Raw genomic sequence first — 26,143 nt, forward strand, 5'->3', positions numbered from 1 at the left:
GGAAGCTTAGCCAACCGAAAAGGGGTAAAGCGGGTCTCCCATGGTTCAAGCGCTTTTACTCGAAGTACGTTTATGAATTTGCCACATCGCAAATACCCCAAATAATAATAGTTGTAGACTGTCGCCTTTTTGTAGTGCGCCGCTTTGCTGCAAGCTATCGCGTATGGCAAATAATTGCAGGGCGTGCAGCAGCAATAGTAGCGCACCAACGATTGGTAATAGCCAATTAAAAGGCGCGCTGAACATGAAGATGCCGATTAAAATGGTTAACCACATCAAGGCCATTAAGGTTTTACCCAAGGTAATAAACATAGTTTTAAGCTCTTAGCTGAGTTGATAGAGACGAAAATTAACTTGACCGGCTTGTTTGCTTTTAATGCAGTTCCAATTTGCGGGAAGCTTGGGTTCTACGGCTTCGTTCTCATACTCGAGATACATTAAAGCATTGGTGTTTAACCAGCCATTTTCATTGAGTAGTTGACAGCTGACTTCCAGTAGGTCACAGCGAAAAGGGGGATCGATAAATACAATATCGTAGCCCTCTGCGGGTGTTTGTTTTAACCATTGCAAGGCATCTTGATTGATTAATTTTGCTTGCTGGCTAGAAACATCTAATAGCTGCAAGTTGACTTTCAGTTGATGAGCCGCTTGAGGGTCTTTTTCTACAAAGCTTGTAAAAGCAGCGAAGCGTGATAGAGCCTCAAAACCGAGACTACCGCTGCCAGAAAAAAGGTCTAAACAATGGCTATTGGGCAAATAGGGGCTTAACCAATTAAATACGGTTTCTTTGACCCTATCAGTGGTAGGGCGTAAGCCTTGGCTATTGAGAACTTTTAGTTTTCTACCGCGCCACTGGCCAGCAATGATGCGTACTTGTCCGCTGCCCTTGCTAGCTGGTTTCGTTTGATTTGAATGTTTTCTTGAGGAAAGCCGTGTCATTTACTTAGACCATTGAGAAACTGTGATAAAATCCGAACAATATTGACTGGACGTTGGCATTGTAACAGCCAACTTCGTTTACTGGTAAAAAGGTTTTGCAGTAATGGCAAAAAAGAAGGGCCTATTTTCTTGGTTTGGCCGAAAAAAAGATGATCAGCAACAAATTTCAACAGATTCGTCGACAGAATCACAGCTAACAGAACAAACTGCCGAACGGGAAGCCCAAGCCGAACGCGAAGCCCAAGCCGAACGCGAAGCCCAAGCTGAACGCGAAGCCCAAGCTGAACGGGAAGCACAAGCCGAACGCGAAGCCCAAGCCGAACGCGAAGCCCAAGCCCAAGCCGAACGCGAAGCCCAAGCTGAACGGGAAGCACAAGCCGAACGCGAAGCCCAAGCCGAACGCGAAGCCCAAGCCGAACGCGAAGCCCAAGCCGAACGGGAAGCCCGAGCCGAACGGGAAGCCCAAGCCGAACGCGAAGCCCAAGCTGAACGGGAAGCCCAAGCCGAACGCGAAGCCCAAGCCGAACGAGAAGCCCAAGCCGAACGCGAAGCACAAGATGAAGCAACTCAACCGGGAAAAAAAATAGGCTTGTTTGCGCGCTTAAAAGCGGGCTTAAAGCGGACTCGGCAGAACTTAGGCTGGGGTTTCTTCTCTTTATTTAAGGGGAGAAAAATTGATGATGAGCTATTCGAGGAGTTAGAAGAACAGCTGTTGGTTGCAGATATCGGGGTTGATACTACCTTGAAGATCATCAATCAATTGACTGCACATGCTAAGCGTAGTGCGCTGCAAGATGGCGAAGCCCTTTATGAGCAGTTGAAGTTAGACATGGCTGAGATGCTTAATCAAGTTGAGGCGCCACTGGATTTCAACCAAAGCGAAGGCCCGTTTGTTATTTTAATGGTTGGAGTCAACGGTGTGGGGAAAACCACCACCATTGGTAAATTAGCCAAACAATATCAGAGTCAGGGTAAGTCGGTGATGTTGGCTGCTGGAGATACTTTCCGCGCTGCCGCAGTGGAGCAACTACAAGTTTGGGGTGAGCGAAATAAGATCCAGGTGATCGCCCAGCATACTGGTGCAGATAGTGCCTCGGTTATTTTTGATGCCTTTCAAGCTGCGAAGTCACGAAAAGTTGACGTATTGATTGCTGATACGGCGGGTCGCTTGCAAAATAAAGCACATTTAATGGAAGAGCTGAAAAAGATCGTTCGTGTTATGCGTAAACTCGACGATGCAGCCCCTCACGAAGTTATGTTAACTATTGATGCAAGTACTGGTCAAAATGCCATTAGCCAGACCAATTTGTTTAATCAGGCGGTTGGTTTGACGGGATTGACTTTGACTAAGTTAGATGGCACTGCCAAGGGTGGCGTTATCTTTGCCTTAGCAGACAAATTTGCCTTGCCGATCCGTTACATTGGGGTTGGTGAAGGGATTGATGATCTTCGAGAGTTCTCTGCGCAACCCTTTGTGGATGCCTTGTTTAGTCGCGAAGAAAGCGAGTAGCCTTAGCGACAGATGATTAAGGAAAGGTTTGACTATTTATGATCCGTTTTGAGCAAGTGAGTAAGGTATATCCCGGCAGTCAACGAGCCTTGCAAAAAGTGTCGTTTCATTTAGAGCAAGGACAAATGGCCTTTTTAACGGGTCACTCGGGCGCGGGTAAAAGTACTTTGCTCAAGCTCATTACGGCGATGGAGCGACCCAGTGATGGTAAAGTATGGGTCAACGGTGATGATATTAGCCGTTTAGCTCATCGCAAGATCCCTTATCTACGTCGCCAAATGGGAGTTATCTTTCAGGATCATAAATTACTGATGGATCGAAGCGTATTTGATAATGTCGCGCTGCCTTTGGTGATTGAAGGTTATAGTATGAATGATATTAAGCGTCGTGTTGCCGCGGCCTTAGATAAGGTGGGGTTACTGGATAAAGCTCATTGCGTACCGGTCGCACTATCGGGTGGAGAACAACAGCGGGTCGGGATTGCCCGTGCTGTGGTCAATAAGCCGATGATTTTAATTGCCGATGAACCGACAGGTAATCTAGATCCCGCTTTATCCTTAGAAATCTTCCGCTTATTTGAAGAGTTTAATCGGGTCGGCGTGGCGGTGTTAATTGCCAGCCACGATTTAAGCTTGATTGCAAAATTGCATTACCAACGGCTGGTGTTGCAACATGGTCAATTACTGACCTCGTCGAGTGCTGGTGCGGAGCAAACCTTATGAGAGGCGCGAAACCAACAGTAAAAGTGGCATTGCCGCAGCGTATACTTATGTTTGTGGTTCGTCATTTACAGCAGTGCGTTGCAAGCTTAGGTGAACTATGGCGAACCCCCGCCAGTTCCATGCTAACCCTTGCGGTGATCGGTGTATGTTTGGCCTTGCCAGCAAGTTTTTACCTGGCAACAAAGAACATCCAGCAACTCACAGGTTATTGGCAAAGTGATACGCAAATTAGTTTGTTTTTACAACAGAATATCACTGAACAACAGCGTGATGAGCTGCAGCAAAATATTGCGGATATGCCACAGGTCGCGCGGGTCGATTTAGTCAGTAAGCAACAAGGCCTAGCTGAATTTCAGCAGACCAGCGGATTTGACGATGTATTGGCCTTACTTCCCGAAAACCCCCTACCTGATGTATTGCTGGTGCAACCTAGCCTAGATTTTAGTCATGCAAGTGCAGCTCAAGCTCTGCTTGACAGTCTGCAACAACATAGCTTGGTTCAACAAGCCAGCTTAGATGTGCAGTGGTTGCAGCGTCTGGATACGATTATTAGTATGTTACAGCAGTCGGCATGGTTGCTAATTCTGCTGTTAGTGAGTGCCGTCGCCCTGATTGTGATTAATACCCTACGTTTGAATATTCTAAACCGTCGTAGCGAAATTGAAGTGATGAAGCTAGTGGGGGCCACTGATGCCTTTATTCGTCGTCCATTCCTTTATACTGGCTTTTGGTTCGGCTTAATTGGTGGCTTATTAACTTGGGTATTATGCAATATTTTACTGATTTGGACCGAGTATGCACTGCAACAGATCGGTCTGCTCTACCAGCAAGAGATTTATTTAGCGGGTTTGTCCTTTCGAGAATTTAGCAGTTTAATTGGTTTTTCTATGCTGCTTGCTTTAGCCGCTTCTTGGTTGTCTGTGAGTCGACATATTCGAGAAATAGAACCGAGTTAGTGCTTGTGATTTTTGCGGACAGTCCTGATTTCCTACCCAGCTTTTAGTGAGTGGTGATGTTTATTTTTGACGTAAGCAGAATCTCTATCCAATGAATCATTTATGGCCGCTGTGGTACTCAAGCCCATTTTGCTTTCCAAGAAGCAAGCAATCAAATTGAAGGTGTCGAGGGTTGTGCCTTGTCCCCTTGTGGTAAAACAGCCATATTTATCTTTAATTATTAAATCTTTTGCTATTCATCATGTTAGCGGTTTTATTGTTATAGCTTAATCAGCATTAGATGTGCTTGATTAGATGAATCCATTTAAACAGTGGCTTAACGTACTTTAAATAAATTATAAATTGTGAACTATATTCAATGTGTGGCATCTTATTTATCATGCTGAGATACTTGAATAGGCAGGTTCCAGTGGAAGTTTTAGGGGTTAGATCTTGCTGAATGGCTATGATAGACTCATTGACCGAGTAAATTATTGAGGTTGATATGGATCAAAAGATTGCATCTATGGCGTTAGTCCCGCAAGGGAGTATCGAGGCCTATATCCAATCAGTAAATCGGATTGAGATGCTGAGTGCTGAGCGAGAGAAAGAACTCGCGACTCGTTTGTTTGAAGATGGTGATTTAAGCGCCGCTCGTGAATTAGTTATGTCGCATCTGCGATTTGTTGCTCATGTCGCGAAAAACTATGGGGGTTATGGCCTCCCTCAAGCAGATTTGATTCAAGAGGGCAACGTAGGCTTAATGAAAGCCGTAAAACGATTTGACCCGAGTGTTGGTGTTCGTTTGGTATCTTTTGCAGTGCACTGGATTAAAGCGGAAATCCACGAATACGTATTACGTAATTGGCGAATGGTAAAAATTGCGACCACCAAAGCGCAGCGTAAATTGTTTTTCAATCTACGCAAGTCAAAAAAACGCTTGGGTTGGTTTAGTCGCGATGAAGTGAATATGGTGGCCGAAAATCTCGGTGTGACGACCAAAGATGTGTTGGAAATGGAATCTCGGATGAGTGCTCAAGATCAGGCTTTTGATCTGGCTTCTGATGATGACGAGCGTGAAGGCAGTTTTGCGCCGATCCAGTATTTAGAAGATAAATCTTCTGATGTTGCGCAGTTTGTCGAAAAAGAAAATTGGGAAATTGCCGCCGCAAATCGCTTGCGTGCCGCGTTGGCTACTTTAGATGAACGGAATGCTTTTATCGTACAACGTCGTTGGTTGGATGATAATAAAGCTACTTTGCAAGAGTTGGCCGACCACTATCAAGTATCGGCAGAACGGATCCGCCAGCTAGAAAAAAATGCCATGAAAAAGCTGAAAGCTGCGATGGAATAACAACTTTATAAAAAACCTCGCTTAGCGAGGTTTTTTATATTCAAATCTGCCCCACCGCTGTGTTAAATTTGCACAAACTTCTCAATATGGCCCTGACATGGACAGTCCTTTCGAATTATCAAAAGTAAACTTTGTGATTGATGGGGATGGCCGGAAAACTGCGGCGATCATACCGATAGAGCTCTATCAGCAACTTCTTTCTTTACGCGAGTTAGTGGCACAGAGCAATACCAAAGAACTGAGTGCCGATTATTCCTTTAGTGTAAAGCAGGCGGTTGCCTATGGTTATCCGGTTGGTGCTAAGAATAAACCTGGTTTTATGGTGATCAAAGGTTCTACCGCTAACGGCGGGGGGGCTGAGTCGCTGCGCCCTGCAGTGTTGGCCTTGCGTGAGCAGCTCCTGGAAGAACACGTATTATGCCGTCAGGGTGAGGGTTATGAGTTTATGCGTGATCATCAGTTTTCTAGTCCGAGTTCGGCGGCTTGTTTAATTGCCGGGAACGCCCGTAGCGGACTGGATGCTTGGCTAGATAAGTGGGGACGTAGCCTGAAAGATCGCGGCTATGGCAAGAAACGCTAAACGAGAAAGAAAAAGAGCGCTTAATCGCGCTCTTGGTATTTGCTAAGAGTATTCACTTAACACTTAAGCTAATAAACTTAAGGGGTCGATGCTTTCTAGTTGAAGCGCTTCTCCAACCTCTGCGCAGGTTAGTTTTCCATGCATCACATTTAAGCCGTTTCGTAGATGCTCGTCATCTAATAAGGCTTGCTTGTAACCTTTGTTGGCTAAAGTAATGATGTAGGGCAGGGTGGCATTATTGAGTGCCATGGTTGAGGTTCTGGCTACGCCACCTGGCATATTGGCAACACAGTAGTGTACGACTTCATCAACAATGTAAATCGGATCTTGGTGAGTCGTTGCTTTAGAAGTTTCAGCACAGCCGCCTTGGTCAATTGCAACATCAACAATCGCACTGCCCGCTTTCATGCGTTTAACCAAGTCTTTGGTGATTAATTTGGGCGCTGCAGCACCTGGTAGAAGAACACCGCCAATCACTAAATCTGCTTCTAGTACATGTTGTTCAATACTGCTAGTGGTTGAATAAACGGTTTTCACTTTACCGTGATATTCGGCGTCAATCGCTCGTAGTACATCGATGTTGCGGTCTAAAATTGCAACATCAGCCCCCATTCCAACGGCCATTTGTGCCGCATTGCGTCCCACCATGCCACCACCAATAATCGCGACTTTAGCGGGTTCTACCCCTGGGACGCCACCCAATAGTAGACCGCGACCACCTTTTGACTTTTCTAGCGCAAGAGCACCAGCTTGAATGGCCATCCGTCCCGCGACTTCAGACATTGGGGCAAGTAGTGGTAGACCGCCTTTCGCACTGGTGACGGTTTCATAGGCAATACATACGGCACCAGATTTCACAAGGTCTTTGGTTTGTTCTGGGTCGGGTGCTAAATGTAGGTAGGTGAAGAGTAATTGATCTTCGCGTAGCATTGCCCGCTCGCTTGCTTGTGGTTCTTTAACTTTGACAATCATGTCAGCAGCGGCAAAAACTTCGGCAGCATCATTGGCGATGTTTGCACCCACCGCTTGATAATCTTTATCGGCAAAACCAATACCAGCTCCTGCGTTAGTTTCAACAAGCACTTGGTGGCCATGTTGAATCAGTTCGTTTACGCTGGCTGGGGTCATTCCAACACGATATTCGTGATTTTTTATTTCTTTAGGTACGCCAATAAGCATAGTTTTTAACTCCTTTTAAATATAATATATTGGTCATATATGCCGCTCTTTTTTTTAAAATATAGTGAATAACACCAGTAATGCAACACATTTTTAGTCTAAGGTTCTGTCTTGAGTTCTGCCTTTCGGTAGGATATGTTGAGAGTATGTTAAAGACTAAAACAAAGTCATGAGAATGGGGCAAAGTATGCAGCAAAATATTCTAAATAAGGTCTTAGACGATATTGATCTATTTAACCTCAATGATCCAAACCTGCAGTTAGATGAACTAGGTTATGAACATCCTAAAGAACTTTTATATGGGCAAAGAATGTCAAAAGTTTTGTTTGAGTTTATGCCATCCCCTTCTCCTGAATTACAGATCGCTGCTCGAGCCCAGCATATCGGTCGTTGGTTGTCGCCACGAGGTGATTATCCTGAGGGTAGAACAGGTTATTTAAAATGGCGAACCGATTTGTCTAAAAAACATGCACAGTTATGTAGTGATATTATGCGCCGACATCAGTTTGAGGAAGCCAGCATCGAGCAGGTCTGTGGCCTATTACGTAAAGAAAAGCTAAAACGCAACCCACTAACGCAAGCTTTGGAAGATGTGATTTGTTTGGTCTTTCTAGAGTATTACTTTATCGATTTTGCGGCTAAACATGAACAAGATAAGGTACTCAGTATCGTTAAAAAAACTTGGGGGAAAATGTCGGAGCAAGGGCACGAGGCGGCCTTAGCGTTAAAGCTGCCAAGTGAGGCGAGTGACCTGATTAAGCTGGCGTTGGCTTCGTGAAGTCAGCTGATTAAATACTAATCTTATGCTAGTATTCGCCCGTTTTTAGTTGATTAGGCATTTCTGATGAGAAGAGATCTGGCATTTCGTTTTTCCCGTGTTACTGAGTCTGCAGCATTGGCTGGTTATAAATGGTTGGGGCGAGGCGATAAAAACCTTGCCGATAATGCAGCGGTAGAGGCGATGCGTATCATGCTTAATGATATGGACATTGAAGGCGAAGTCGTTATTGGTGAAGGCGAAATCGATGAAGCGCCAATGTTATACATTGGTGAGAAGGTGGGAACTGGCGGTGAAGCGGTCGATATTGCGGTTGACCCGATTGAAGGGACTCGCATGACCGCGATGGGTCAAAATAATGCAGTGGCTGTATTAGCTGTGGGTGAAAAGGGAGCATTTTTACGTGCGCCTGACATGTACATGGAAAAGCTGGTGGTAGGACCAAATGCTAAGGGCACCATCGATCTTGAACAGTCTATTGAACACAATATTAAAATGGTTGCCTCGGTGTTGGGCAAAAATATTAGTGATATGACGGTGATTACTTTGGCGAAGCCCCGTCATGATCAAGTGATTGTAGAGATGCAAAAGCTTGGTGTGAGAGTGTTTGCTATTCCTGATGGGGATGTGGCCGCTTCGGTATTGGCCTGTATGCCGCTGAGTGAAGTTGACATGATGTATTGTGTTGGTGGTGCTCCTGAAGGCGTGATTTCTGCCGCTGTGATCCGGGCCTTGGGCGGTGATATGCAGGGCCGTTTAATTCCTCGTAATCAAGTAAAAGAAGACAATGCTGAAAATAGAGTCATTGCGGCTGAAGAAATTCGTCGTTGTGAAGAGCAAGGTATTCAAGTGAATCGTGTATTGCAGCTGAACGATTTGGTGAAAAACGATAATGTTATCTTTTCAGCAACGGGCATTACTAAAGGTGATTTACTGGAAGGGATCAACCGTCAAGGGAATATTGCGGTCACCGAAACGCTATTGGTTCGTGGTAAAACACGGACCATTCGCAAGATCCAATCAACGCATTACCTTGACCGCAAAAATGAAGACCTTAAAGCTGTTATCTTATAGGCGATGATTGTTTGAGTGAATAGCAAAAACCAGAGTAGTGCTCTGGTTTTTTTATAATTGAAACTCTAACTGGTTATTGAGTCCGAGATGCTGATAGAAAGCGAGAGCTGGTGAATCATTACTGTTTGGAAATATCAGCTTATTTAATTGTTTATGCTGAGCCAGTTGCAGTAATTGCTGAAACATAAATAAGCCGATGCCGCGTCGTCGGGTGATGTCTCGCACAATAAAACGATTCACTTGAAGTCCGCTGCCCGCAGTGCTTAGTAGGCAATAAGCAACTATTTTTTGATTAAATACGCAGTAATAGAGTCGCTCCGCTTGTTGCCAATGGCTCCATTGCTGTTCGCTCACATGCGGTGAAATTTTAGTTAAATCCTTGGAAAAGCTTGGCAAGATTGTAGCTGTCTGAAAAGATAAACGCATGATTTCGGTAACGATTGCTTAGGAAACTTTGGAAAGCGGTGATTTAGACATTTGTTCGATATCTAAATTGTGCCAGTCTTTAAGAAAATACTGTGATTCCTGGCAAATCATCAATAGCGATTTCTTTAAATTATCGTCTAAATACTCAAGATCGAGCTTCGCCAACTGGTCAATGGTGTGGCTCAGATCGAAAACCAAAGGACTCAAATCAAACAAATTGTTTGGTTCGATATTACGTTTATGGTTCGGTTGAGTTTGTCGTTTTCGCCAAGTACTAAAAGTGACGAGTAAAAGATTGATGAGTTGCTTTGATTCTCGGCAATTCAAACTCGACTGCTGAATCCACCAGGGGGCGGTACCTTTCATAAAACTGATACAATCGCTCACAACATTATTGACATAAGCTTCATCAACGTAGGAGGGGAGGGGCATTAGTTTCATAAATATGGTGCTGAGAAAATGATGGAATTAGATTACACATTCTCTGCCCACAAACCAATAGCTTGAACTCGATTAGCTATATTTAATATCGATTTTGTGTTTGCCAGCGCTTAATTAAGCTTTTTAAAGCTTGTATCTGGTGATGTAAAGCAAGCAGGGCAGGATCCGCTAGTTGGAACTATGACTGCTGTCTATTATTATTTGTTTGCTTATTGTACAAAGTTTTGATGTTTGTCAGAATACCGTTTCTAATATGTTGTTTTTTTGGAATATTGCCGACTTTAATCAACATTCTTGATTAAATAGGATGTTCTCTCCAAGGTTGTGGCTAGAAGAGAACGCTGTTACGGATGATAAGCAATGCCCAGTATAAGCAAACGAACCTTGAGGCATAGAGGATTTACCCTGATTGAATTGTTGATCGCCGTCGCTATCTTAGTGATTATTATGGTGGTCGCCGTTCCCTCGATGCAAAGTTTTATTGAAGATAGTAAGCAGCGTGTCACTCGGGATCTATTGGCCAGTAGTCTCAATGTTGCACAGCAAGAAGCGATTCGTAATAATTTGTCTACCTATGTTTGTCCCACATCGAGTGGCACCAGTTGTGCTTCGGCTTGGGGAGGTAATACTGGTTGGCTGGTTTATTTAGATGAACATCGCGATGGCAGCTTAAGTGACGCTAATCAAATCATCGTTAGCTATCCCAGCCCAAAGTCGGCAAAACTTCAATATACCCCCACTTCTTCAAATAGCGTATTACTGCGTTTTTTCCCTTCCGGCCACGCGTTAGCTGGGATATTTACAATTTGTAGCCCATCGGCTGCGTTTGAAGATCAAAGGATCGAGCTGACACGCATGGGGAGGATCGAGTATGCGTCGCCATCAACCAGTTATTGCCCCTAAGGTTCAGGGCTTCACTCTAATCGAATTGCTGATTGCTTTGGTAGTGGTTTCGATTGGTTTACTGGGTCACGCGGCTTTGCAAATTCAGTCGGTGAATACCGCGCAACAAGCGCGTTTTGCGCAAACCGCAAATACCGCTATGTTGGATATGATACAGCGTGTCTTGGCTTTGCCTGAGGCGGCGCGCAATAATGAGTTTAATGCCGAAAACTTGACTAGTGGTGTCGCGCCTAGTTTTGTTAACTGTGATTCTGGGAGCGTGAGCTGTACTCGCGCACAATTTGCTGCGTTTGAGGTTGGTAACTGGTATGACAGAGTGAGCCCTTCCATTCCCCAGCTTCGATTCTCTTTACAACATGTCAATAATTTGGTGACTCTGAGAATGACTTGGGATGCTCACTTGACCGGTTCTGGGGTGGCCAATTGCGATGCGGACCGATCGGGAAATGCGCATCAATGCAGCGAGGTTGCCGTGTGGGTAAGATGATGGGCCAACAGCGAGGCTTTAGTTTAGTTGAAATGATGATTGCTTTAATGCTGTCCTTATTGGTGGTGGGAGGGCTGTACGCCGCATTGATTGGTGATAAAAAAAGTTACCAGGCGACTCGGGCAAATCATTTATTAGTTAGTAAAAATAGAATGAGTATGCAAACACTGCAGATTTATTTACAACAAGCGGGTTTTCGTGATTTTCAGCAGCTCTACCAGAATACCCTTTTACCTCAGGTGAATAGCGAAGATAGCGCGGGTTTTACTTGGGATGAAGGCCAGTTTATTCAAGGACTCGAGAATCAAAATAGTTATCTTGGCGCCAAACCCAATACCGATGTCGTGAGTTTGCGTTTTTATGGTGCCGCACTACCTAACAGTAGTATTTTTAGCTGCAACGGCGACGAACTGGCCGCCAATAGTAGTACCAGCCTGAGCTTTTTCGTATCCACGACCAATCAACTGATATGTCGTGATAGCGGCGGTGACACCGTGTTCGATCAGGATATCGATAGTTTACAGTTACTCTATGGTAGTCGGGACGAACATGAGTATAAGTATTATAAAGCCAGTGAAGTGAGTGACTGGCGGCAAATAAATCGAGTTAAAGTTGCATTGTTGGTCGCTCAAGAAGTCCCGATGGGCAACCTCAGCAATCAGAATCGTTATTCTGTGCTTGATGAAGATATCGCGATCTCAGATAAAAAACTTCGGCAAGTGGTCAACGAAACCATTTTGCTAATAAACGTAGGATCTTAGCGATGCCACAATTCCAACGACAATACGGTATGGCGCTAATTATGTCGCTGATTATGGTGCTTATTATCGCGATGATAGGGGTCTCTATTGCCCAGCAGGTGAGTAGTGGTCGTAAAAACTCGGCAATCTATCAGGACCATACTGTCAGTTATGCTCGAGCCAATTCAGGCATTTGGGAAGCGGAGCAGGTGGTGAAAGAGCAGGCTTACTCGGTGGATGCCTTACTCAAACCGACAACTGCAAATTCGTTGGTAGCTGCAAAATTTGGCTCAGCAGATTGGTGGCAAACCAACAGTAATTGGGATATCGCGCATAAGATGGTTGTGGTTAAAGATGCCAATGGCCAAGCGTTAGCGGGTGAGCCCCGTTATATTATCGAAGATGCGGGGGTTGATTCAGGTTTGGTATTGGGGGTGAATATCCCGAAACGACGCTTTTTAAGAATTACTGCTCGTGCTCAAGGAGAGGGTGGTGCCGTTACTTATTTACAATCCTATGTTGCATTTATGGAGTAGTCGCAGTGAAGCAGATTAAAGGTTTTACCCTGATAGAGGTGATGATTACTGTGGCGATAGTAGCGATCTTGGCGGCTGTCGCATATCCCAGTTATTTAAGTCATGTGCAAACCACTCGACGTGAGGAAGCAAAACGAACGCTGGTAGAGGCTGCGCAACATATGGAAAGTTATTACTCGATGAATTTGACTTATAGTGGTGCCGCGAGCTCTGGTAGCCTCACTATTTATACACCCACTCATAATTTTAGTGATTATTACACGCTTAGTACGAGCGGTATGAGTGCTTCAGCTTACACCTTATCAGCGACGCCAAAATCAACGGCCGCTCAGGCCAGCGATCATTGTGGCACCATGAGCATTAATAGTACTGGTTTAACGACACCCTCTAGTGGCGGGTGTTGGTAATGAGTACCTTTCACAAGCTATCAAAGCTGGTTTTAGGCCTATTACTATTGCCTTTTAGTGTGGCTTCACTTTCGCTGAATGCGGCGAATTTAAACCTTGCTGATGTCCCTTTATATGTCGCAACTGTACCTGCACCAATGGTGATGTTAGTGATGGGGCGTGATCATACTTTGTACTATGAGGCCTATAACGATGCTTCTGATTTAGATGGCGATGGGGTATTAGATACGACTTATCAGCCAACGCAAATTGACTATTACGGCTATTTCGATAGCCAGCGTTGTTATGCTTATAACGAGCAGCAACAACAATTTGAGCCCGGCGAAGCGGCTACTTCAGGTTCAAAAACCTGTGGCGGTGCAGCGCAGTGGAGTGGCGATTTTCTAAATTACCTCACCATGTCTCGTATGGATGTACTGCGCTCGGTATTGTATGGTGGTCTTCGAGACGTCGATAGTTCTAGTCAAACGGTCTTAGAGCGAGCTTATATTCCACAGGATGCCCATTCTTGGGGGAAAAGCTATACCTCTGAGGCGGTCAATCATTATGACCTGAGTGCTTACACTCCTTTCGATAATCCGCTATCGGGCAATAAGCATTTTTTTGGTACCGCCACTTTTTCCAGTAATGGCAACGCTCAGCCAAAGCTGGTAATGCTTAAAAATATTAATAAGAACAATGCACAGTGGAATAACTTTGGAATTGATGTGACCGCTGTTGAAGATGAATTCGATATTTGGTACTGGGCGAGTAAGGAAGCTCCGGTCCTGACTGGCAGTGTTGATGAATCTTATGTGGTGCGAGTTCAAGTTTGTGTGAGTGGTAAGCTTGAGAGTAATTGTAAGCATTATCCCAATGGCAACGATAAGCCGACTGGGTTATTACATCAGTACGGTGAGGATGGCAGTATTGATTTTGGCTTAATCACTGGCAGTTACCAAAAAAACTTATCCGGAGGGGTATTACGTAAACGGGTAGGCTCTTTTAGCGACGAACTTAATACCAATAATGGGATCTTTAATAGTGGCGTGAACGGTATCGTTCGCAGCATCGACAAGTTGAAAATATATGGTTATAACGGGAGCTCTTACGATCATTGTGGTTGGGTGTCGACTCGGGCGATCGTTGATGGAGAATGTTCATCGTGGGGGAACCCGCTGGGCGAAATGCTCTATGAGAGTTTAAGGTATTTTCATGGTGAAAAACTGGCGAGCCCGTCATATAGCATTGCTAATGGGAGCATCGACAACGGCCTCGGTTTGCCAATTGCAAGCTGGGATGATCCCTTTGAAGGTCGTGAGTACTGTGCGGCCCCATATAATCTGGTGATTAGTGACATTAACCCTTCCTATGACTCCGATGAACTTCCTGGCGGCCAATTCACCAATGCCTACCAAGGCTCTACCTTGGATGGTTTTTCTCTTTCGACCTTACTGAATACCATTTCTACCACAGAGGGCATTACCGGTAATTATTTTATTGGTGAGTCGATTGATGATAGCACCGATACTAGGGGGGCTCCTACGGCCAAAGCGGTGACTTCACTCGCCAAAATTCGAGGTTTATCACCTCAAGAGCCGACTAAAGAGGGGAGTTATTCCGCCGCTGGAGTGGCTTATTACGGACATAAAACAGATTTGTTCCCAGCAAAATCAGGTAAGCAGAATATTCAAACCAGCGTGGTAGCGATTTCTTCACCTTTGCCAGAGGTGAGGGTGAAAGTTGATGACAAGGTGGTTACGGTTGTGCCTTTTGCCAAGTCAGTGGGTGGAAATAGCATCAATAAGAATAAAGGGGCGTTTCAACCGACTAATACCATCGTTGATTATTATGTTGAATCCTTTAGTGATACTTCTGGGGTTTTTCGAATTGCCTTCGAAGACGTTGAGCAAGGGGCCGATCATGATATGGATATGGTGGTTAAATATAGCTATGAGGTCAAAGATTTATGTCCTCATGTTGGCGATAACGAAGCCACTTGTAATAAGACCAAGGGGGTCGCGCTGACCCTTGATTCGACCTACGCTAGAGGCGATATTCACCAACATGCCGGATATGTGATTTCGGGCACAACCAAAGACGGTATTTATTTGGATGTTAAAGATCAAGATGGTGGTCATGTGAACTACTATCTTGATACGCCTAGTGAGAGAGAAGCGCCCTTCCCCAATAATACTCGAAAGCTTGAAGCGAGTACTGCCGATTTACCTTGGACTCGCACGCGCTACTTTTTTCCAAATGGGAATACAGCAGGCCAGTTAAAGTCACCACTTTGGTATGCGGCAAAGTGGGGTGGTTTTAACGATGAGAATGGCAGCGAATTCCCCGATACGAATGAATGGGATGCAGAAACGAGCGGTCAACCCGATGGCTATTTCCCTGTGACTAATGCAGGACAATTGGGGGCTCAAATCACCAAAGCCTTAGATAAAACCTTAGCAGGAGATCGCTCCGCGAGCTCGCCTGTGTTTAATTCCAATTTTCTACAAAGTGATACGCTGCTCTATCAGTCATCTTTTAATAGTGAACATTGGAATGGAGATGTGAAAGCCTATTCGGTTGATGTTGACGGCGAGTTAAGCTCCTCAGCTATCTGGAGTGTGGCTGAGCAAATTGACTCGATGGCATTCTCTTCACGCAGTATTTATACCCGTAATCCAGAGAGTGATGAAATTGTTAAGTTTTCTCCCCCTAGTAGTTTGCTTGGTGATAGTCATGGTTTAAGCGAAGCGCAGATTGATGACTTACTGGCAGGGCAACAGGGTAGCGATGAAAGCAAGCTCGCTTATCTCGCAGCGGTGGTTAATTATTTACGGGGAGAGCGAACTTATGAAGCTTCTGATTTGAGCTACAGTATGCGAGCTCGGGAGGCGGTGCTAGGAGATGTGATTCATTCGATCCCCTATTATGTCGCGCCTGTGAATGGTCATCGAGTGACTACCCCTGTGTTGGTATTTGGTGCTAATGATGGCATGGTGCATGTGATAAATGCTTCCAACGGCGAAGAGGCGATGGCCTATGTCCCGAGTCAAGTATATGGCAAGCTAAATAGCCTCACGCGCAGTACTTACAGTCATCAGTATTTTGTTGATGGTGGAGTGACGGCTTATACCGATGGCGTTGGCTCCTCGGCACGGACAACGGCGGTCGGTCGTTTAGGTACTGGCGCGAAGGGCTTCTATGCCATCGATGTTAGCGACATGAGTCGCGTGAATAAAGATAAGATAAAATGGGAAATTAGTGCCACTGGCGATTTTTCGGGCTTGGGTTTGAGCGCGGCAGCGCCAACTATCGCGAAATTGGCCAATGGTAAAGTTGGGGTTATTTTTGCCAATGGTTATAACGCCGATGACTCGGAAGCTAAGCTTTATATTGCGGATCTGGATGACGGTAGTCTGATCGCGACGCTGCATACACATGTCGATAGTGCCGATGATCCCACGGGTGAACAGCGACCGAATGCTTTAGCCAGCCCTGCGGTAGTCGATATCAATAGCGATGGGGTTGCGGATCGTATTTATGCGGGCGATTTGTTTGGAAATATGTGGGCTTTTGATGTGTCAGCGACCAGTTCCAGTCGTTGGGGGATCGCGATTGCGGGTGATAAACCCTTATTTAAGGCCGTTAGTCCAGACAAGCCAGATGTAAATTACACTGCGCAGGCGATTACCTCTAGACCTTCGGTGGGCGCTCATCCTAAAGGCATTACCGCTGGAGTTTTGGTGGCCTTTGGTACCGGTAAATATATCGAGACCACCGACAATAATGCGATTGGCGAAGCGACTCAGAGTGTTTATGCAATTTGGGATAAATTAGATGACGTTGCTTTTAGTTCGAGCCGCTCTAAGGTTGATGGCTTAGATGTTTATAACAACTTATTACGGCAAACCATCGAGAAAGAAGATTTTAATTCTGCCACGCGGATCGGCAATCGACTGTTGAGCGAAAATGTTATCGATTGGAGTCAACATCGGGGGTGGTATTTAGACCTGATAAATACCGCAGATGGTAATACCAATAATTATGGTGAGCGCCAAGTGAGTAATACTTTATTGTTGGCCAATAAATTGAGTTTTACTAGTTTATTGCCCAGCGCGGATGCTTGTGCGGGTGGGGGGAGTGGTTGGTACATGGAAATGAACCTACATTCTGGTTTAACTTGGAACACTGGTACCGAGGGGAACACCGACGCAGATGATCAAGGCGACACCATTAATAATGATAGCTCTCATCAGCTTGTGGAAGGCGGGATCCCATCCTCTCCAACGGTGATTATTAATCCCAATCTCGATCAAGATAATGCTGTTAAAGAAGAAGGCATTATTGAGAAAAATTGTATTACTTTGAGTGATGGAACGGTGAAGTGCTTTGATGATTACCAATCCCCAACTGGCCGCTTAAGTTTGCGCACTTTATATTAGCGTCTACTAGAATAAGTCAAGGGCCATCATGTTAGGTATTTAATTTATTCAAGGCCTATTGTTTACCGATTTGCGCTAGCTTATTTATCCCAATTTGCTTCATTATATGATCAACTTATTACGCAGCATAAATCTGCCGATAAGGAGGGATAAAATGAGCTAGCTAGTGGCTCCAATTACAAGAGACATAACGCAGTTAGTGGTGATTTGCGCTAGCAAGAATGAACAGATAATTAGTTCGATAATTATTAGTTGCGAGTCTAATATACGGTTCTGCTACACTAGCCTCTTTTGGCTACCGAGAACCATAGTATGCAATGCCGGATGGGTTGTGGTGCTTGTTGTATCGCACCTTCAATTAGCTCTTTAAATAAAGCCGCTGGTGAGCGTTGTATCCACTTGAACATCGACAATTTGTGTCAAATATTTGAGCAACCAGAACGGCCGCAAGTGTGTCGTGATTTTAAAGCGGCGCATTGGTTGTGTGGTGATACCCGCCAGCAAGCCTTAGACAATCTCATTCATTTAGAAATACAAACACAGAGCTAGCGCTTCACAGCTTATTTATCCCCGTCTTGGATTGATGGGCGCTGTTGATTGATGTTTGTATTGGCGATGCGTAAGTTGGGATCGCTGGATGATTGCTGCTTTTGCCATGCTAAACGTTGCGCTAAACCTACCAATTGAATATCTGTAGGTAACGTAAGTTGGCGCAATAGGGCTAGCGAATTAGGCCGCGGGTGGGCGATTAATATCGCATGACCATATTTACGACTCAGCTTGAGTGCCAGTTGCCATTGTTGGTAAATACTCACCGGGTTATCGATATGATCTAAAAAGACATGTCGACGTAAAACGGGGACTTGATACATTAAAGCGGTTTTTTCTGCGACGCTGCCCAAGTGGGTTCGGCTATCAACAAAAAACAGCTGTTGCTCGTTCAATACTTGCATCAACCAGCCCATTTCTTGAGGCTGTTGGGTGAGCTGACTCCCCATGTGGTTATTGAGACCAGTGGCTTCAGGGTAATCTTGAATGGCAGCATATACCCGTCGTTTGAATTCATATTCATCGAGTTGTGTACTCAGCCCGTAGGGGCCTAAATTCAGATCGCGACTTCCCTGCATGGGCAGGTGTAGCATCACCTCTCGCGCCTGTTGTTGAGCTTGTACTGCGATGTTTTTGGCGTAGGGACTTGCCGGTAGGACCGATAGGGTGATTGCTGGGTTTAACTGGAGTAGTTGATAGTCTTGATAGCCGTTACCCACGTCATCAACAATGATACTGAGCAGACCCGCGCTCGCGGTATTGCAGCCACATAGGCTAAGCCAAATCAGGATTACTCTAACCATTTTTGTGGATCTTGGGTTTGACCCTGGTAGCGGATTTGGAAAAATAAGGCGTTAGTGCTCTGGCCCCCACTATTCCCTGCATAGGCGATGGTTTCTCCGGTATTGACCCGTTGGCCAATGGTCGCGTTGAGGCTTTGGTTATATCCGTATAAGCTTAAATATTGTTTGCCATGGTCGATGGCAACAACTAATCCGTAACCGCGTAGCCAATCGGCAAAAACCACATTTCCCGGCGCAATGGCTTTGATTTCGGTGCCAGGATGAGAGTCGATGACCATACCTTGCCAACGAGTTTGCCCTTGGTTTTGGCTATTATAGCGATGTAATACTTTACCCTTCAGTGGCCATGGTAGCTTGCCCTTGGTCTTACTTAGGCCTAGCAATGGTGCTTTGTCGAGATGCTGTTTGAGGGCTAGCTGTTGTTGCTGTTCGATTTGTTGACTGATCAGCTGTTGTAAATGTTGCTCGTTAATTTGCAACTGTTCTAAGCGACTTTTTTCGCTGCTTTGAAGTTGGTTGAGTTGTTGTAATTGTTGTTTGCGTTGGCGCTGTTGTTTTTGATATTGCTGTTGCTGTTGTTGTTGTTGGGCAAGTAATTGAGCTAACTGCTGTCGATTTTCATTGAGCTGCAGTTGCGCTTGACTCAGTTCAAGCTGTTTATCCGCGACAGCCACCAACGCTTCACGGCGAGCTTTGGCTAAATAGTGATAGTACTGCAACATTCGTTCTAATCGCGCAGGATCTTGTTGGTTGAGTAGCATCTTCAGATAGTCACTGTGGCCTGCTTGATAGGCACTCTTGAGCTGTGCTTTTAGGGCTTGTTGTTGCTGCTGAAGTTGTTGTTCCAAACCCTGCATATTGGCTTGGATGTGTTGTTGTTGGGCTTTGGATTCTGCTAACTGTAGATTGAGGCTGCGTAGCTGTTGATTGGAATCAGCTAAAGCAAGTTCTTGTTGTCGCAGTTGCTGTTGTGCTTTGGTTATCTGAGTTTTACGCTGCGTCAGTTGTTGCTGTTGCTGCTTGAGTTGCTGCTGTACATCGATTAATTGCTGCTGTTGATTCGCGGCAAGTTGAGGGCTTAGCAATAGCAAAGCGCCAGCAATAAGGCTGGCGCGATTCAAGCTAACAACGTGCCTTACGACACGCTGAAACAAGTGTGAAATAGGCTCATTCATCAAACCATTATTTCAAATTCATCAATACCTTGCCAGTCATTTCTGCAGGGGTCTCTAAACCCATTAAACTAAGCATGGTTGGTGCGATATCGCTTAGGCGACCTCCTTCAACGGGGGTGGCTGCACGACCATGGTAGATCAGCGGTACAGGTAAGTTAGTGTGTGCAGTGTGGATCCCGCCAGTTTTTGGGTCTACCATTTGTTCTGCGTTACCATGGTCTGCGGTAATCAGGCATTCACCGCCGACTTTGTCTAGTGCTTCAACTAAACGGCCAATACATTTATCGACGGCTTCACAGGCTTTTACTGCGGCTTCGTAAACACCTGTATGGCCAACCATATCGCCATTCGGGTAGTTACAGATGATCACGTCGTATTTACCACTTTCGATGGCAGCCACAAACTTATCCGTTAACATTTCAGAATTCATTTCTGGTTGCAGGTCGTAAGTTGCAACTTTAGGCGATGGGATCAGCTCTCGATCTTCACCAACAAACGCATCTTCTTTGCCGCCATTAAAGAAGAAAGTCACGTGCGCGTATTTTTCAGTTTCTGAAATACGTAGCTGTGTTTTGTCATTTTTTTCTAGCCATTCGCCCAAGGTGTTTACCAAGTCACTAGGGCCGAAGGCGCAAGGCGCTTTAATATCAGCTGCGTACTGAGTTAAAGTTACAAACTCACAAGCTGGTACTTTAGCGCGTTCAAAACCGTTGAAGTCCTGCTCTACAAAACAACGCGCAATTTCGCGCGCGCGGTCGGCACGGAAGTTCATAAATAAAACCGCATCGCCGTCATTCATGCTGGCGGCAGTTTCTCCGACCACCGAAGCTTTCACAAATTCGTCGTTTTCTTCACGCGCGTAAGCAGCCGCTAAAGCTTCAGTTGCGTTAGCGTAGCTGTAGTCAGCCTTGCCTTCGCTCAGCAATTGGTAGGCTTCTTCTACACGTTCCCAGCGGTTATCACGATCCATGGCGTAGTAGCGACCAACCAATGAAGCAATTCGGCCAGTGCCAATTTCGGCAAATTTAGCATCGAACTTTTCAATTGAACCTTGCGCGCTGCGAGGTGGTGTATCACGGCCATCAAGGAAAGCGTGTAAGTAGATGTTTTTTGCACCTTGTTTGGCGGCCAATTCGATGGCAGCAAGCATGTGGTCTTCATGACTATGAACACCACCTGGAGACAATAGACCCATAATATGAACGGCTTTACCAGCGGCAACCGCTTTATTGACTGCACCAAGTAATACTTCGTTGCTAAAGAAGTCACCGTCTGTAATTGCTTTACCGACACGGGTCAGTTCTTGATAAACCACGCGACCGGCGCCAATGTTGGTGTGTCCTACTTCGGAGTTACCCATCTGTCCATCCGGCAGGCCTACATCCAGACCAGAGCCTGAAATTAAGGTGCTGGCATTGGTGTTCCAAAGGTTGTCTAGTACTGGAGTGTTGGCGTTTGCCACAGCGTTATTGGCGCTGTCTTGGCGGTGGCCCCAGCCATCCATAATGATTAATGCTAAAGGCTTTTTGCTTGCAGACATTGCAATTTCCTCAATCGGTAAATGTAAAAATAGAAACGAATTCCTGAAATATTACTACATTTTTTGGCTGAGTCACCTGATTGAACGCAATTCAGCCGAGATTAGTTGTTTTATCTCTGATTTTTAGTTGCTTACTCTTTTGTTGGTGAATTTACACGCTTCTGCGTTGCGGATAGCTGCTATTTTTTACACTCGGGTGTATACTCTCGCCCCAATATCACTAACTATTTGCTTAACTGGGAATACGCTTACTATGCAGCAAGTTGTCGAATTTTTTGGAAATAACCCCATCCTTTCATTGGCTTGGGTGGGTTTATTTGGGGCCGTTATCTACAGTTTTATTCAACCACTATTGTCAAAAGTGACTTCGGTGGGTAATCATGAAGCGACTTTGCTGATCAATAAAGAAGATGCGGTTGTGGTAGATGTCAGAACCAATGATGAGTATAAAAAAGGCTTTATTGCGGGCGCTCGTCACATTCCTTTGACTCAAATCCAGGCTAATAACTTCAAGCCCATTGAAAACTTAAAGACTAGCCCCATTATCGTGGTATGTGAAACAGGGATGCGTTCTGGCTCAGCGGCTAACGCACTGATTAAAGGCGGCTTTACCAAAGTGTATAACTTACGTGGCGGTATGACCGAGTGGAAATCAGCAAATCTACCGATCACTAAGAAGTAAGATCGCGTTTTAAATCGCAATTTGAGTTGCGATGAAACAATTTTAAATACATATTTCTAAGGTAATTATTATGGCTGAAGCAGCAACCACCGAAGCGCCACAAGTAGAATTTGCAATTCAACGCATCTACACTAAAGACATTTCTTTTGAAACTCCAAATTCACCAGAAGTATTTCAGAAAGAATGGAAACCAGAAATTAAAGTTGACCTCGACACCTCTAGCAATAAGTTAGCGGATAACGTATTCGAGGTTGTATTAACGCTGACTGTGACTGCAAACGTTGAAGATAAAACAGCGTTTTTATGCGAAGTTCATCAGGGGGGGATCTTTACTCTTGGTAACATGCCTGAGCCTCAATTGGCGCACGCGATTAATGCCTACTGTCCAAACATTTTGTTCCCTTATGCACGTGAAACCGTATCGAACCTAGTGAACCGCGGTTCATTCCCACAAATCAACCTAGCACCAGTTAACTTTGATGCTTTGTTTGCTAACTATGTGCAACAGCAAGCAGAACAACAACAAGCGGCGACAGCAGACGCTTAATGAGCACTATGAAAGCCACCATGACCGTATTGGGTGCAGGCTCCTATGGGACTGCATTAGCTATCGCCATTGCGCGCAATGGACAACGTACGGTGTTATGGGGTCATGAGCCTGAGCACGTAGCGGCCTTGAATGCCGATCGAGAGAATCGAGACTTTCTACCCGGTGTCCGTTTTCCCGATAGCTTGGAGTTAGAGGCCGATTTGGCTACAGCTGTCGCTCAAAGCGATAACTTGTTAGTGGTGGTGCCAAGCTTTGCGTTTGCCGATGTGATGCGGCAAATTAAACCGATGCTGAACCAAGATTCGCGGGTTGCTTGGGCGACTAAGGGGCTCGAGGCAAATACTGGTCATTTGCTCTCTGAAGTTGCAATGGAAGTTCTGGGAGAACAGCGTTCAATTGCTGTGATTTCAGGACCTACTTTTGCCAAAGAGTTAGCTGCCGGTTTACCGACCGCTATTTCAGCATCTTCTTCAGATGCTGATTTTGTTCGTTACTTAGCGAAGGTCATGCATTGTGAGCGTAGCTTTAGGGTATATACCAATAACGATATCGTTGGGGTACAGCTTGGCGGCGCAGTGAAGAATGTGATTGCCATTGGTGCGGGTCTGGCAGATGGATTGGGTTTTGGCGCAAATGCGCGTACAGCACTGATTACTCGGGGTTTACGTGAAATGGCTCGCTTGGGGAAAGCCTTAGGCGCGGATCCGGAAACCTTTAAGGGAATGGCAGGGCTTGGTGATTTAGTTCTGACCTGTACCGACAATCAAAGTCGTAATCGTCGCTTTGGTTTAGCTTTAGGTCAGGGGAAATCATTTGCGCAAGCCGAAACCGAAATTGGTCAAGTGGTTGAGGGATATCGCAATACTAAAGAAGTCTACATGCTGGCACAACGTATGGGCGTAGAAATGCCGATTGTTGAGCAAGTTTATCAGGTCTTGTATCAAGCGAAATCAGCCCAACAAGCGGCCATTGATTTACTGGCTCGCGATCAGCGAGAAGAATAGTGAGTGCTACCAGAGTTAAAAAAGCCTACGCTAGTGTAGGCTTTTTTGTTTGCGCTCTAATAATAAGAATGCTCACCCGCTTGGTGCTCGGTGACATCTTTCACACCCGTGAGTTCGCCGGGGAAGGCTTCAAGTAACTGTTTTTCGATCCCTTCTTTGAGCGTAACATCAACCATGCTACAACCATTACAGCCCCCACCAAATTGTAAAATCACCACGCCTTCTTCGGTGAGTTCAATAATGCTTACTTTTCCGCCATGAGAGGCAAGATTTGGATTCACTTGGGTTTCAATGACGTATTCAACACGCTCAATCAATGACGCGTCATCATCCACTTTACGCATTTTTGCATTCGGTGCTTTTAGTGTGAGCTGAGAGCCTACTTTGTCTGTCACAAAATCAATTTCGGCATCTTCCAAAAAGGGTGCACTGGCTGTGTCTACCATTGCGTTAAAGCCGTTAAAGGGGAGTTGCACATCATCATCTTCAACTGACTCTGGTGGGCAGTAAGATACACCACATTCGGCGCTAGGCGTGCCGGGGTTGACGACGAATACACGGATGTTAGTGCCTTCAGGCTGTTGTTCTAACAGCTTAACAAAATGTTGTTGTGCTGTTTCTGAGATCGATACCATCTGCTTCCTCGATACCTGAGTAAATTGCTAGGTTATATTGTACGGCTTTTTTATTCGCACGACTAGGGTCTATTGATAGCTAGCGATGGTTTTTCAATCCCGACGATAGCAACTAGGGTAAATTTTATCATGAAGGTTAGCAAGAATAGTCTGTGACTTAGCTTATGCTTGGCTGGATGAGTTGGGCTTCGGGGTGCGCGCCAGTGCCCAGATATCTACTTGTTGAGCGCCAGCTTGTTTAAGTAACTTAGCCAGTACATTGGCGGTACTCCCTGTCGTGACAACATCATCAATCAACGCCCAGTGGGGCTGTATATTTCTGACTTTGCAGCTAAAACTGCTTGTCAATGAACGCTGGCGTTGGGTGCGATTCAGGGTGGCTTGATTGCTTCCTGCGTGTTGGCGGCTTAACACGGCTTGATAGGGGAGGCCCGATAGCGCTGCGACTTGCTGACAGAGTAATTCACTTTGGTTAAAGCCGCGTCGCCAGCGTTTCAGCCAATGCATGGGGACCGAACATAGTGCATCGGGTCGGGCCATGGGCTGGCGTTCGATTTGTTGCCAAAGTAGCTGACTTAAGGGTTTGGCTAGATGAGCTTGTTTGGCGTATTTATAAGTTTTTATCACTGGGCTTAAGGGCCACTGGTAATCGCCGAGACAAAATATATGATCAAAATAGAGTTCTTGTTGTTGGCACTCACCGCATATTCCGGGTTCTGCGAGGGCTAAGAAACAGCGTTCACAACGGGGATGCGCTTGGCCGAGTAATAAGCGGGCACAATGCTCACAGCATGCCAAGTTGACTGCTTTGCTTTGTAAGCAAAAGTCACATTGGCTGGATTGCTTGAGAGTTCGGTTTAAAGTGGCTGCGAAACTCGATAACATTCATTCTTTCCTAATGATCAATAAGTAAGTGTAGATGAGTCAGTTGTATTGTGAGAGTCAAGGAGCAGGGCCTGCTTTAGTATTACTTCACGGGTGGGGCTTGAATAGTGCGGTTTGGCAGCCGCTAAGCGAACTGCTCAGTCCCCATTTTTGTTTATATATGGTGGATTTACCTGGTTTTGGTTATTCGACCGCTTTGCCACAGTTAAGCTTACAAAACATAGCTGAGGCTATTGCTGAGCAGGTGCCGGAGCAGTCTATTTGGTTGGGGTGGTCTTTGGGCGGCTTGGTGGCGATGCAAGCTGCCTTAAGTTTTCCAGAGCGTTTATCGTCATTAGTGAGTGTGGCTAGCTCCGCACATTTTGTCGCACAGGATGATTGGCCCGGGATCCCAAGTAAAGTGCTACAAGGGTTTGCTCAGGGCTTAGAGCTCGATTTTGTCAAAACCCTGCAGCAATTTCTGGCAATTCAAGCAATGGGAAGTCCTCATGCGAAGCAGGATATTAAACAACTGCGTCATTTGTTAGCAGAGCGACCTTTGCCTTGCTTAGACGCTTTGAGGCAGGGCTTGAGTTTGTTACAAAGTGAAGATTTGCGTCCCCAAGTGGGTCAAATCGATTTGCCTTGGTTACAACTGTATGGTCGTAATGACTCGCTGGTGCCAAAGGCTGCTATCGCCGAGCATGCGCAGCTGAATCTCGACGCACAGCAATATTGCTTTGCGAGCTCTTCACACGCTCCTTTTATTTCAGAGAAGCAGTTATTTGCTGAGCGCCTGATCGACTTTTCCCGGTCATTAGTGGTTTAAAAGTGAGCAGTTTGCTACAATTTGTTTAGTGATCGCTTAAGTTTTAGTGATCGCTTAAGTTTTGGCAAATATTGGGAGGG

28 protein-coding genes are annotated in these 26,143 nt (G+C 45.5%); 18 read left to right on the top strand and 10 right to left on the bottom strand.

The features are described from left to right. Positions 1–45: 45 nt before the first annotated feature. Entirely contained in the window at positions 46–312 is a 267-nt protein-coding gene (locus ACRRS0_RS02375) for a DUF1145 domain-containing protein (protein ID WP_432454804.1), read from the bottom strand. Positions 313–324: 12 nt separating this feature from the next. Next, entirely contained in the window at positions 325–939 is a 615-nt protein-coding gene (gene rsmD, locus ACRRS0_RS02380) for a 16S rRNA (guanine(966)-N(2))-methyltransferase RsmD (RefSeq protein WP_432454803.1), read from the bottom strand. A gap of 103 nt (positions 940–1,042) precedes the next feature. Between rsmD and ftsY the strand changes: the two genes are divergently transcribed. From ftsY to ACRRS0_RS02405, 5 genes are all read left to right on the top strand, one after another. Continuing rightward, the gene (ftsY, locus tag ACRRS0_RS02385) at positions 1,043–2,449 is read left to right on the top strand and encodes a signal recognition particle-docking protein FtsY (protein WP_432454802.1); all 1,407 of its coding nucleotides are present in this window, start codon (positions 1,043–1,045) and stop codon (positions 2,447–2,449) included. Positions 2,450–2,487: 38 nt separating this feature from the next. Further along, the gene (gene ftsE, locus ACRRS0_RS02390) at positions 2,488–3,171 is read left to right on the top strand and encodes a cell division ATP-binding protein FtsE (RefSeq protein ID WP_432454801.1); all 684 of its coding nucleotides are present in this window, start codon (positions 2,488–2,490) and stop codon (positions 3,169–3,171) included. Beyond that, positions 3,168–4,127, top strand: a complete 960-nt coding sequence (ftsX, locus tag ACRRS0_RS02395) for a permease-like cell division protein FtsX (protein WP_432454800.1) — start codon at positions 3,168–3,170, stop codon at positions 4,125–4,127. The genes ftsE and ftsX overlap by 4 nt, the downstream gene beginning before the upstream one ends. A gap of 484 nt (positions 4,128–4,611) precedes the next feature. Next, positions 4,612–5,460 (top strand): RNA polymerase sigma factor RpoH, encoded by an 849-nt coding sequence (gene rpoH / locus ACRRS0_RS02400; protein WP_432454799.1) that lies wholly within the window; start codon positions 4,612–4,614, stop codon positions 5,458–5,460. Positions 5,461–5,557: 97 nt separating this feature from the next. Next, a complete protein-coding gene (locus ACRRS0_RS02405) occupies positions 5,558–6,040 on the top strand; it encodes a DUF4357 domain-containing protein (RefSeq protein ID WP_432454798.1) in 483 nt (160 codons plus the stop codon). 63 nt (positions 6,041–6,103) lie between these two features. Here the strand turns inward: ACRRS0_RS02405 and ald are convergent, their stop codons facing one another. Next, positions 6,104–7,219, bottom strand: a complete 1,116-nt coding sequence (gene ald / locus ACRRS0_RS02410; RefSeq protein ID WP_432454797.1) for an alanine dehydrogenase — start codon at positions 7,217–7,219, stop codon at positions 6,104–6,106. A 187-nt stretch (positions 7,220–7,406) separates the two neighbouring features. Between ald and ACRRS0_RS02415 the strand changes: the two genes are divergently transcribed. Next, positions 7,407–7,997: a DUF4202 domain-containing protein gene (locus ACRRS0_RS02415; RefSeq protein WP_432454796.1), complete on the top strand. Its 591-nt coding sequence runs from the start codon at positions 7,407–7,409 to the stop codon at positions 7,995–7,997. A gap of 66 nt (positions 7,998–8,063) precedes the next feature. Continuing rightward, the gene (gene glpX / locus ACRRS0_RS02420; RefSeq protein WP_432454795.1) at positions 8,064–9,071 is read left to right on the top strand and encodes a class II fructose-bisphosphatase; all 1,008 of its coding nucleotides are present in this window, start codon (positions 8,064–8,066) and stop codon (positions 9,069–9,071) included. Between the two features lie 51 nt (positions 9,072–9,122). Here the strand turns inward: glpX and ACRRS0_RS02425 are convergent, their stop codons facing one another. After that, on the bottom strand, positions 9,123–9,497 hold the full coding sequence (locus tag ACRRS0_RS02425) for an acetyl-CoA sensor PanZ family protein (protein WP_432454794.1): 375 nt from the start codon (positions 9,495–9,497) through the stop codon (positions 9,123–9,125). Between the two features lie 18 nt (positions 9,498–9,515). After that, a complete protein-coding gene (locus tag ACRRS0_RS02430; RefSeq protein ID WP_432454793.1) occupies positions 9,516–9,938 on the bottom strand; it encodes a hypothetical protein in 423 nt (140 codons plus the stop codon). A 360-nt stretch (positions 9,939–10,298) separates the two neighbouring features. Here ACRRS0_RS02430 and ACRRS0_RS02435 point away from each other — a divergent pair, with 360 nt between their 5' ends. The 7 genes from ACRRS0_RS02435 to ACRRS0_RS02465 all read left to right on the top strand — a co-directional run bounded on the left by ACRRS0_RS02435 (position 10,299) and on the right by ACRRS0_RS02465 (position 17,981). After that, positions 10,299–10,841, top strand: coding sequence for a GspH/FimT family pseudopilin (locus ACRRS0_RS02435; protein WP_432454792.1), 543 nt, complete (start codon positions 10,299–10,301; stop codon positions 10,839–10,841). Beyond that, the gene (gene pilV / locus ACRRS0_RS02440) at positions 10,810–11,328 is read left to right on the top strand and encodes a type IV pilus modification protein PilV (RefSeq protein WP_432454791.1); all 519 of its coding nucleotides are present in this window, start codon (positions 10,810–10,812) and stop codon (positions 11,326–11,328) included. The genes ACRRS0_RS02435 and pilV overlap by 32 nt, the downstream gene beginning before the upstream one ends. After that, a complete protein-coding gene (locus ACRRS0_RS02445) occupies positions 11,298–12,089 on the top strand; it encodes a PilW family protein (RefSeq protein WP_432454790.1) in 792 nt (263 codons plus the stop codon). The genes pilV and ACRRS0_RS02445 overlap by 31 nt, the downstream gene beginning before the upstream one ends. Before the next feature lie 2 nt (positions 12,090–12,091). Then, the gene (locus ACRRS0_RS02450) at positions 12,092–12,604 is read left to right on the top strand and encodes a pilus assembly PilX family protein (protein ID WP_432454789.1); all 513 of its coding nucleotides are present in this window, start codon (positions 12,092–12,094) and stop codon (positions 12,602–12,604) included. A gap of 5 nt (positions 12,605–12,609) precedes the next feature. After that, a complete protein-coding gene (locus ACRRS0_RS02455; protein WP_432454788.1) occupies positions 12,610–13,011 on the top strand; it encodes a type IV pilin protein in 402 nt (133 codons plus the stop codon). After that, complete coding sequence (locus tag ACRRS0_RS02460) at positions 13,011–17,432, top strand: pilus assembly protein (protein WP_432454787.1); 4,422 nt, start codon at positions 13,011–13,013, stop codon at positions 17,430–17,432. The genes ACRRS0_RS02455 and ACRRS0_RS02460 overlap by 1 nt, the downstream gene beginning before the upstream one ends. 312 nt (positions 17,433–17,744) lie before the next feature. Then, positions 17,745–17,981, top strand: a complete 237-nt coding sequence (locus ACRRS0_RS02465) for a YkgJ family cysteine cluster protein (RefSeq protein WP_432454786.1) — start codon at positions 17,745–17,747, stop codon at positions 17,979–17,981. Between the two features lie 11 nt (positions 17,982–17,992). Here the strand turns inward: ACRRS0_RS02465 and ACRRS0_RS02470 are convergent, their stop codons facing one another. The 3 genes from ACRRS0_RS02470 to gpmM form a co-directional block, all read right to left on the bottom strand. Beyond that, positions 17,993–18,784 (bottom strand): divergent polysaccharide deacetylase family protein, encoded by a 792-nt coding sequence (locus ACRRS0_RS02470; protein WP_432454785.1) that lies wholly within the window; start codon positions 18,782–18,784, stop codon positions 17,993–17,995. After that, positions 18,772–19,905 (bottom strand): murein hydrolase activator EnvC family protein, encoded by a 1,134-nt coding sequence (locus tag ACRRS0_RS02475; RefSeq protein ID WP_432454784.1) that lies wholly within the window; start codon positions 19,903–19,905, stop codon positions 18,772–18,774. The genes ACRRS0_RS02470 and ACRRS0_RS02475 overlap by 13 nt, the downstream gene beginning before the upstream one ends. A gap of 61 nt (positions 19,906–19,966) precedes the next feature. After that, the gene (gpmM, locus tag ACRRS0_RS02480) at positions 19,967–21,499 is read right to left on the bottom strand and encodes a 2,3-bisphosphoglycerate-independent phosphoglycerate mutase (RefSeq protein ID WP_432454783.1); all 1,533 of its coding nucleotides are present in this window, start codon (positions 21,497–21,499) and stop codon (positions 19,967–19,969) included. A gap of 253 nt (positions 21,500–21,752) precedes the next feature. On the opposite strand from gpmM, the gene ACRRS0_RS02485 reads away from it, so the two are divergent. The 3 genes from ACRRS0_RS02485 (at position 21,753) to gpsA (ending at position 23,735) form a co-directional block, all read left to right on the top strand. Beyond that, positions 21,753–22,181 carry a rhodanese-like domain-containing protein gene (locus tag ACRRS0_RS02485; protein ID WP_432454782.1) on the top strand — a complete coding sequence of 143 codons (429 nt, stop codon included), beginning with the start codon at positions 21,753–21,755 and terminating at the stop codon, positions 22,179–22,181. A 70-nt stretch (positions 22,182–22,251) separates the two neighbouring features. Beyond that, positions 22,252–22,728 carry a protein-export chaperone SecB gene (secB, locus tag ACRRS0_RS02490; protein WP_432454781.1) on the top strand — a complete coding sequence of 159 codons (477 nt, stop codon included), beginning with the start codon at positions 22,252–22,254 and terminating at the stop codon, positions 22,726–22,728. Next, positions 22,728–23,735, top strand: a complete 1,008-nt coding sequence (gene gpsA / locus ACRRS0_RS02495; protein ID WP_432454780.1) for an NAD(P)H-dependent glycerol-3-phosphate dehydrogenase — start codon at positions 22,728–22,730, stop codon at positions 23,733–23,735. Before secB ends, gpsA begins: the two co-directional genes overlap by 1 nt. 56 nt (positions 23,736–23,791) lie before the next feature. Here the strand turns inward: gpsA and nfuA are convergent, their stop codons facing one another. Continuing rightward, positions 23,792–24,370: a Fe-S biogenesis protein NfuA gene (nfuA, locus tag ACRRS0_RS02500; RefSeq protein ID WP_432454779.1), complete on the bottom strand. Its 579-nt coding sequence runs from the start codon at positions 24,368–24,370 to the stop codon at positions 23,792–23,794. Between the two features lie 162 nt (positions 24,371–24,532). Then, positions 24,533–25,255, bottom strand: a complete 723-nt coding sequence (locus ACRRS0_RS02505) for a ComF family protein (protein WP_432454778.1) — start codon at positions 25,253–25,255, stop codon at positions 24,533–24,535. Positions 25,256–25,289: 34 nt separating this feature from the next. On the opposite strand from ACRRS0_RS02505, the gene bioH reads away from it, so the two are divergent. Next, the gene (gene bioH, locus ACRRS0_RS02510; RefSeq protein WP_432454777.1) at positions 25,290–26,063 is read left to right on the top strand and encodes a pimeloyl-ACP methyl ester esterase BioH; all 774 of its coding nucleotides are present in this window, start codon (positions 25,290–25,292) and stop codon (positions 26,061–26,063) included. Positions 26,064–26,143 lie beyond the last annotated feature (80 nt).

This window comes from Agarivorans sp. QJM3NY_29, from assembly GCF_050870835.2.
Lineage (GTDB): Bacteria > Pseudomonadota > Gammaproteobacteria > Enterobacterales > Celerinatantimonadaceae > Agarivorans.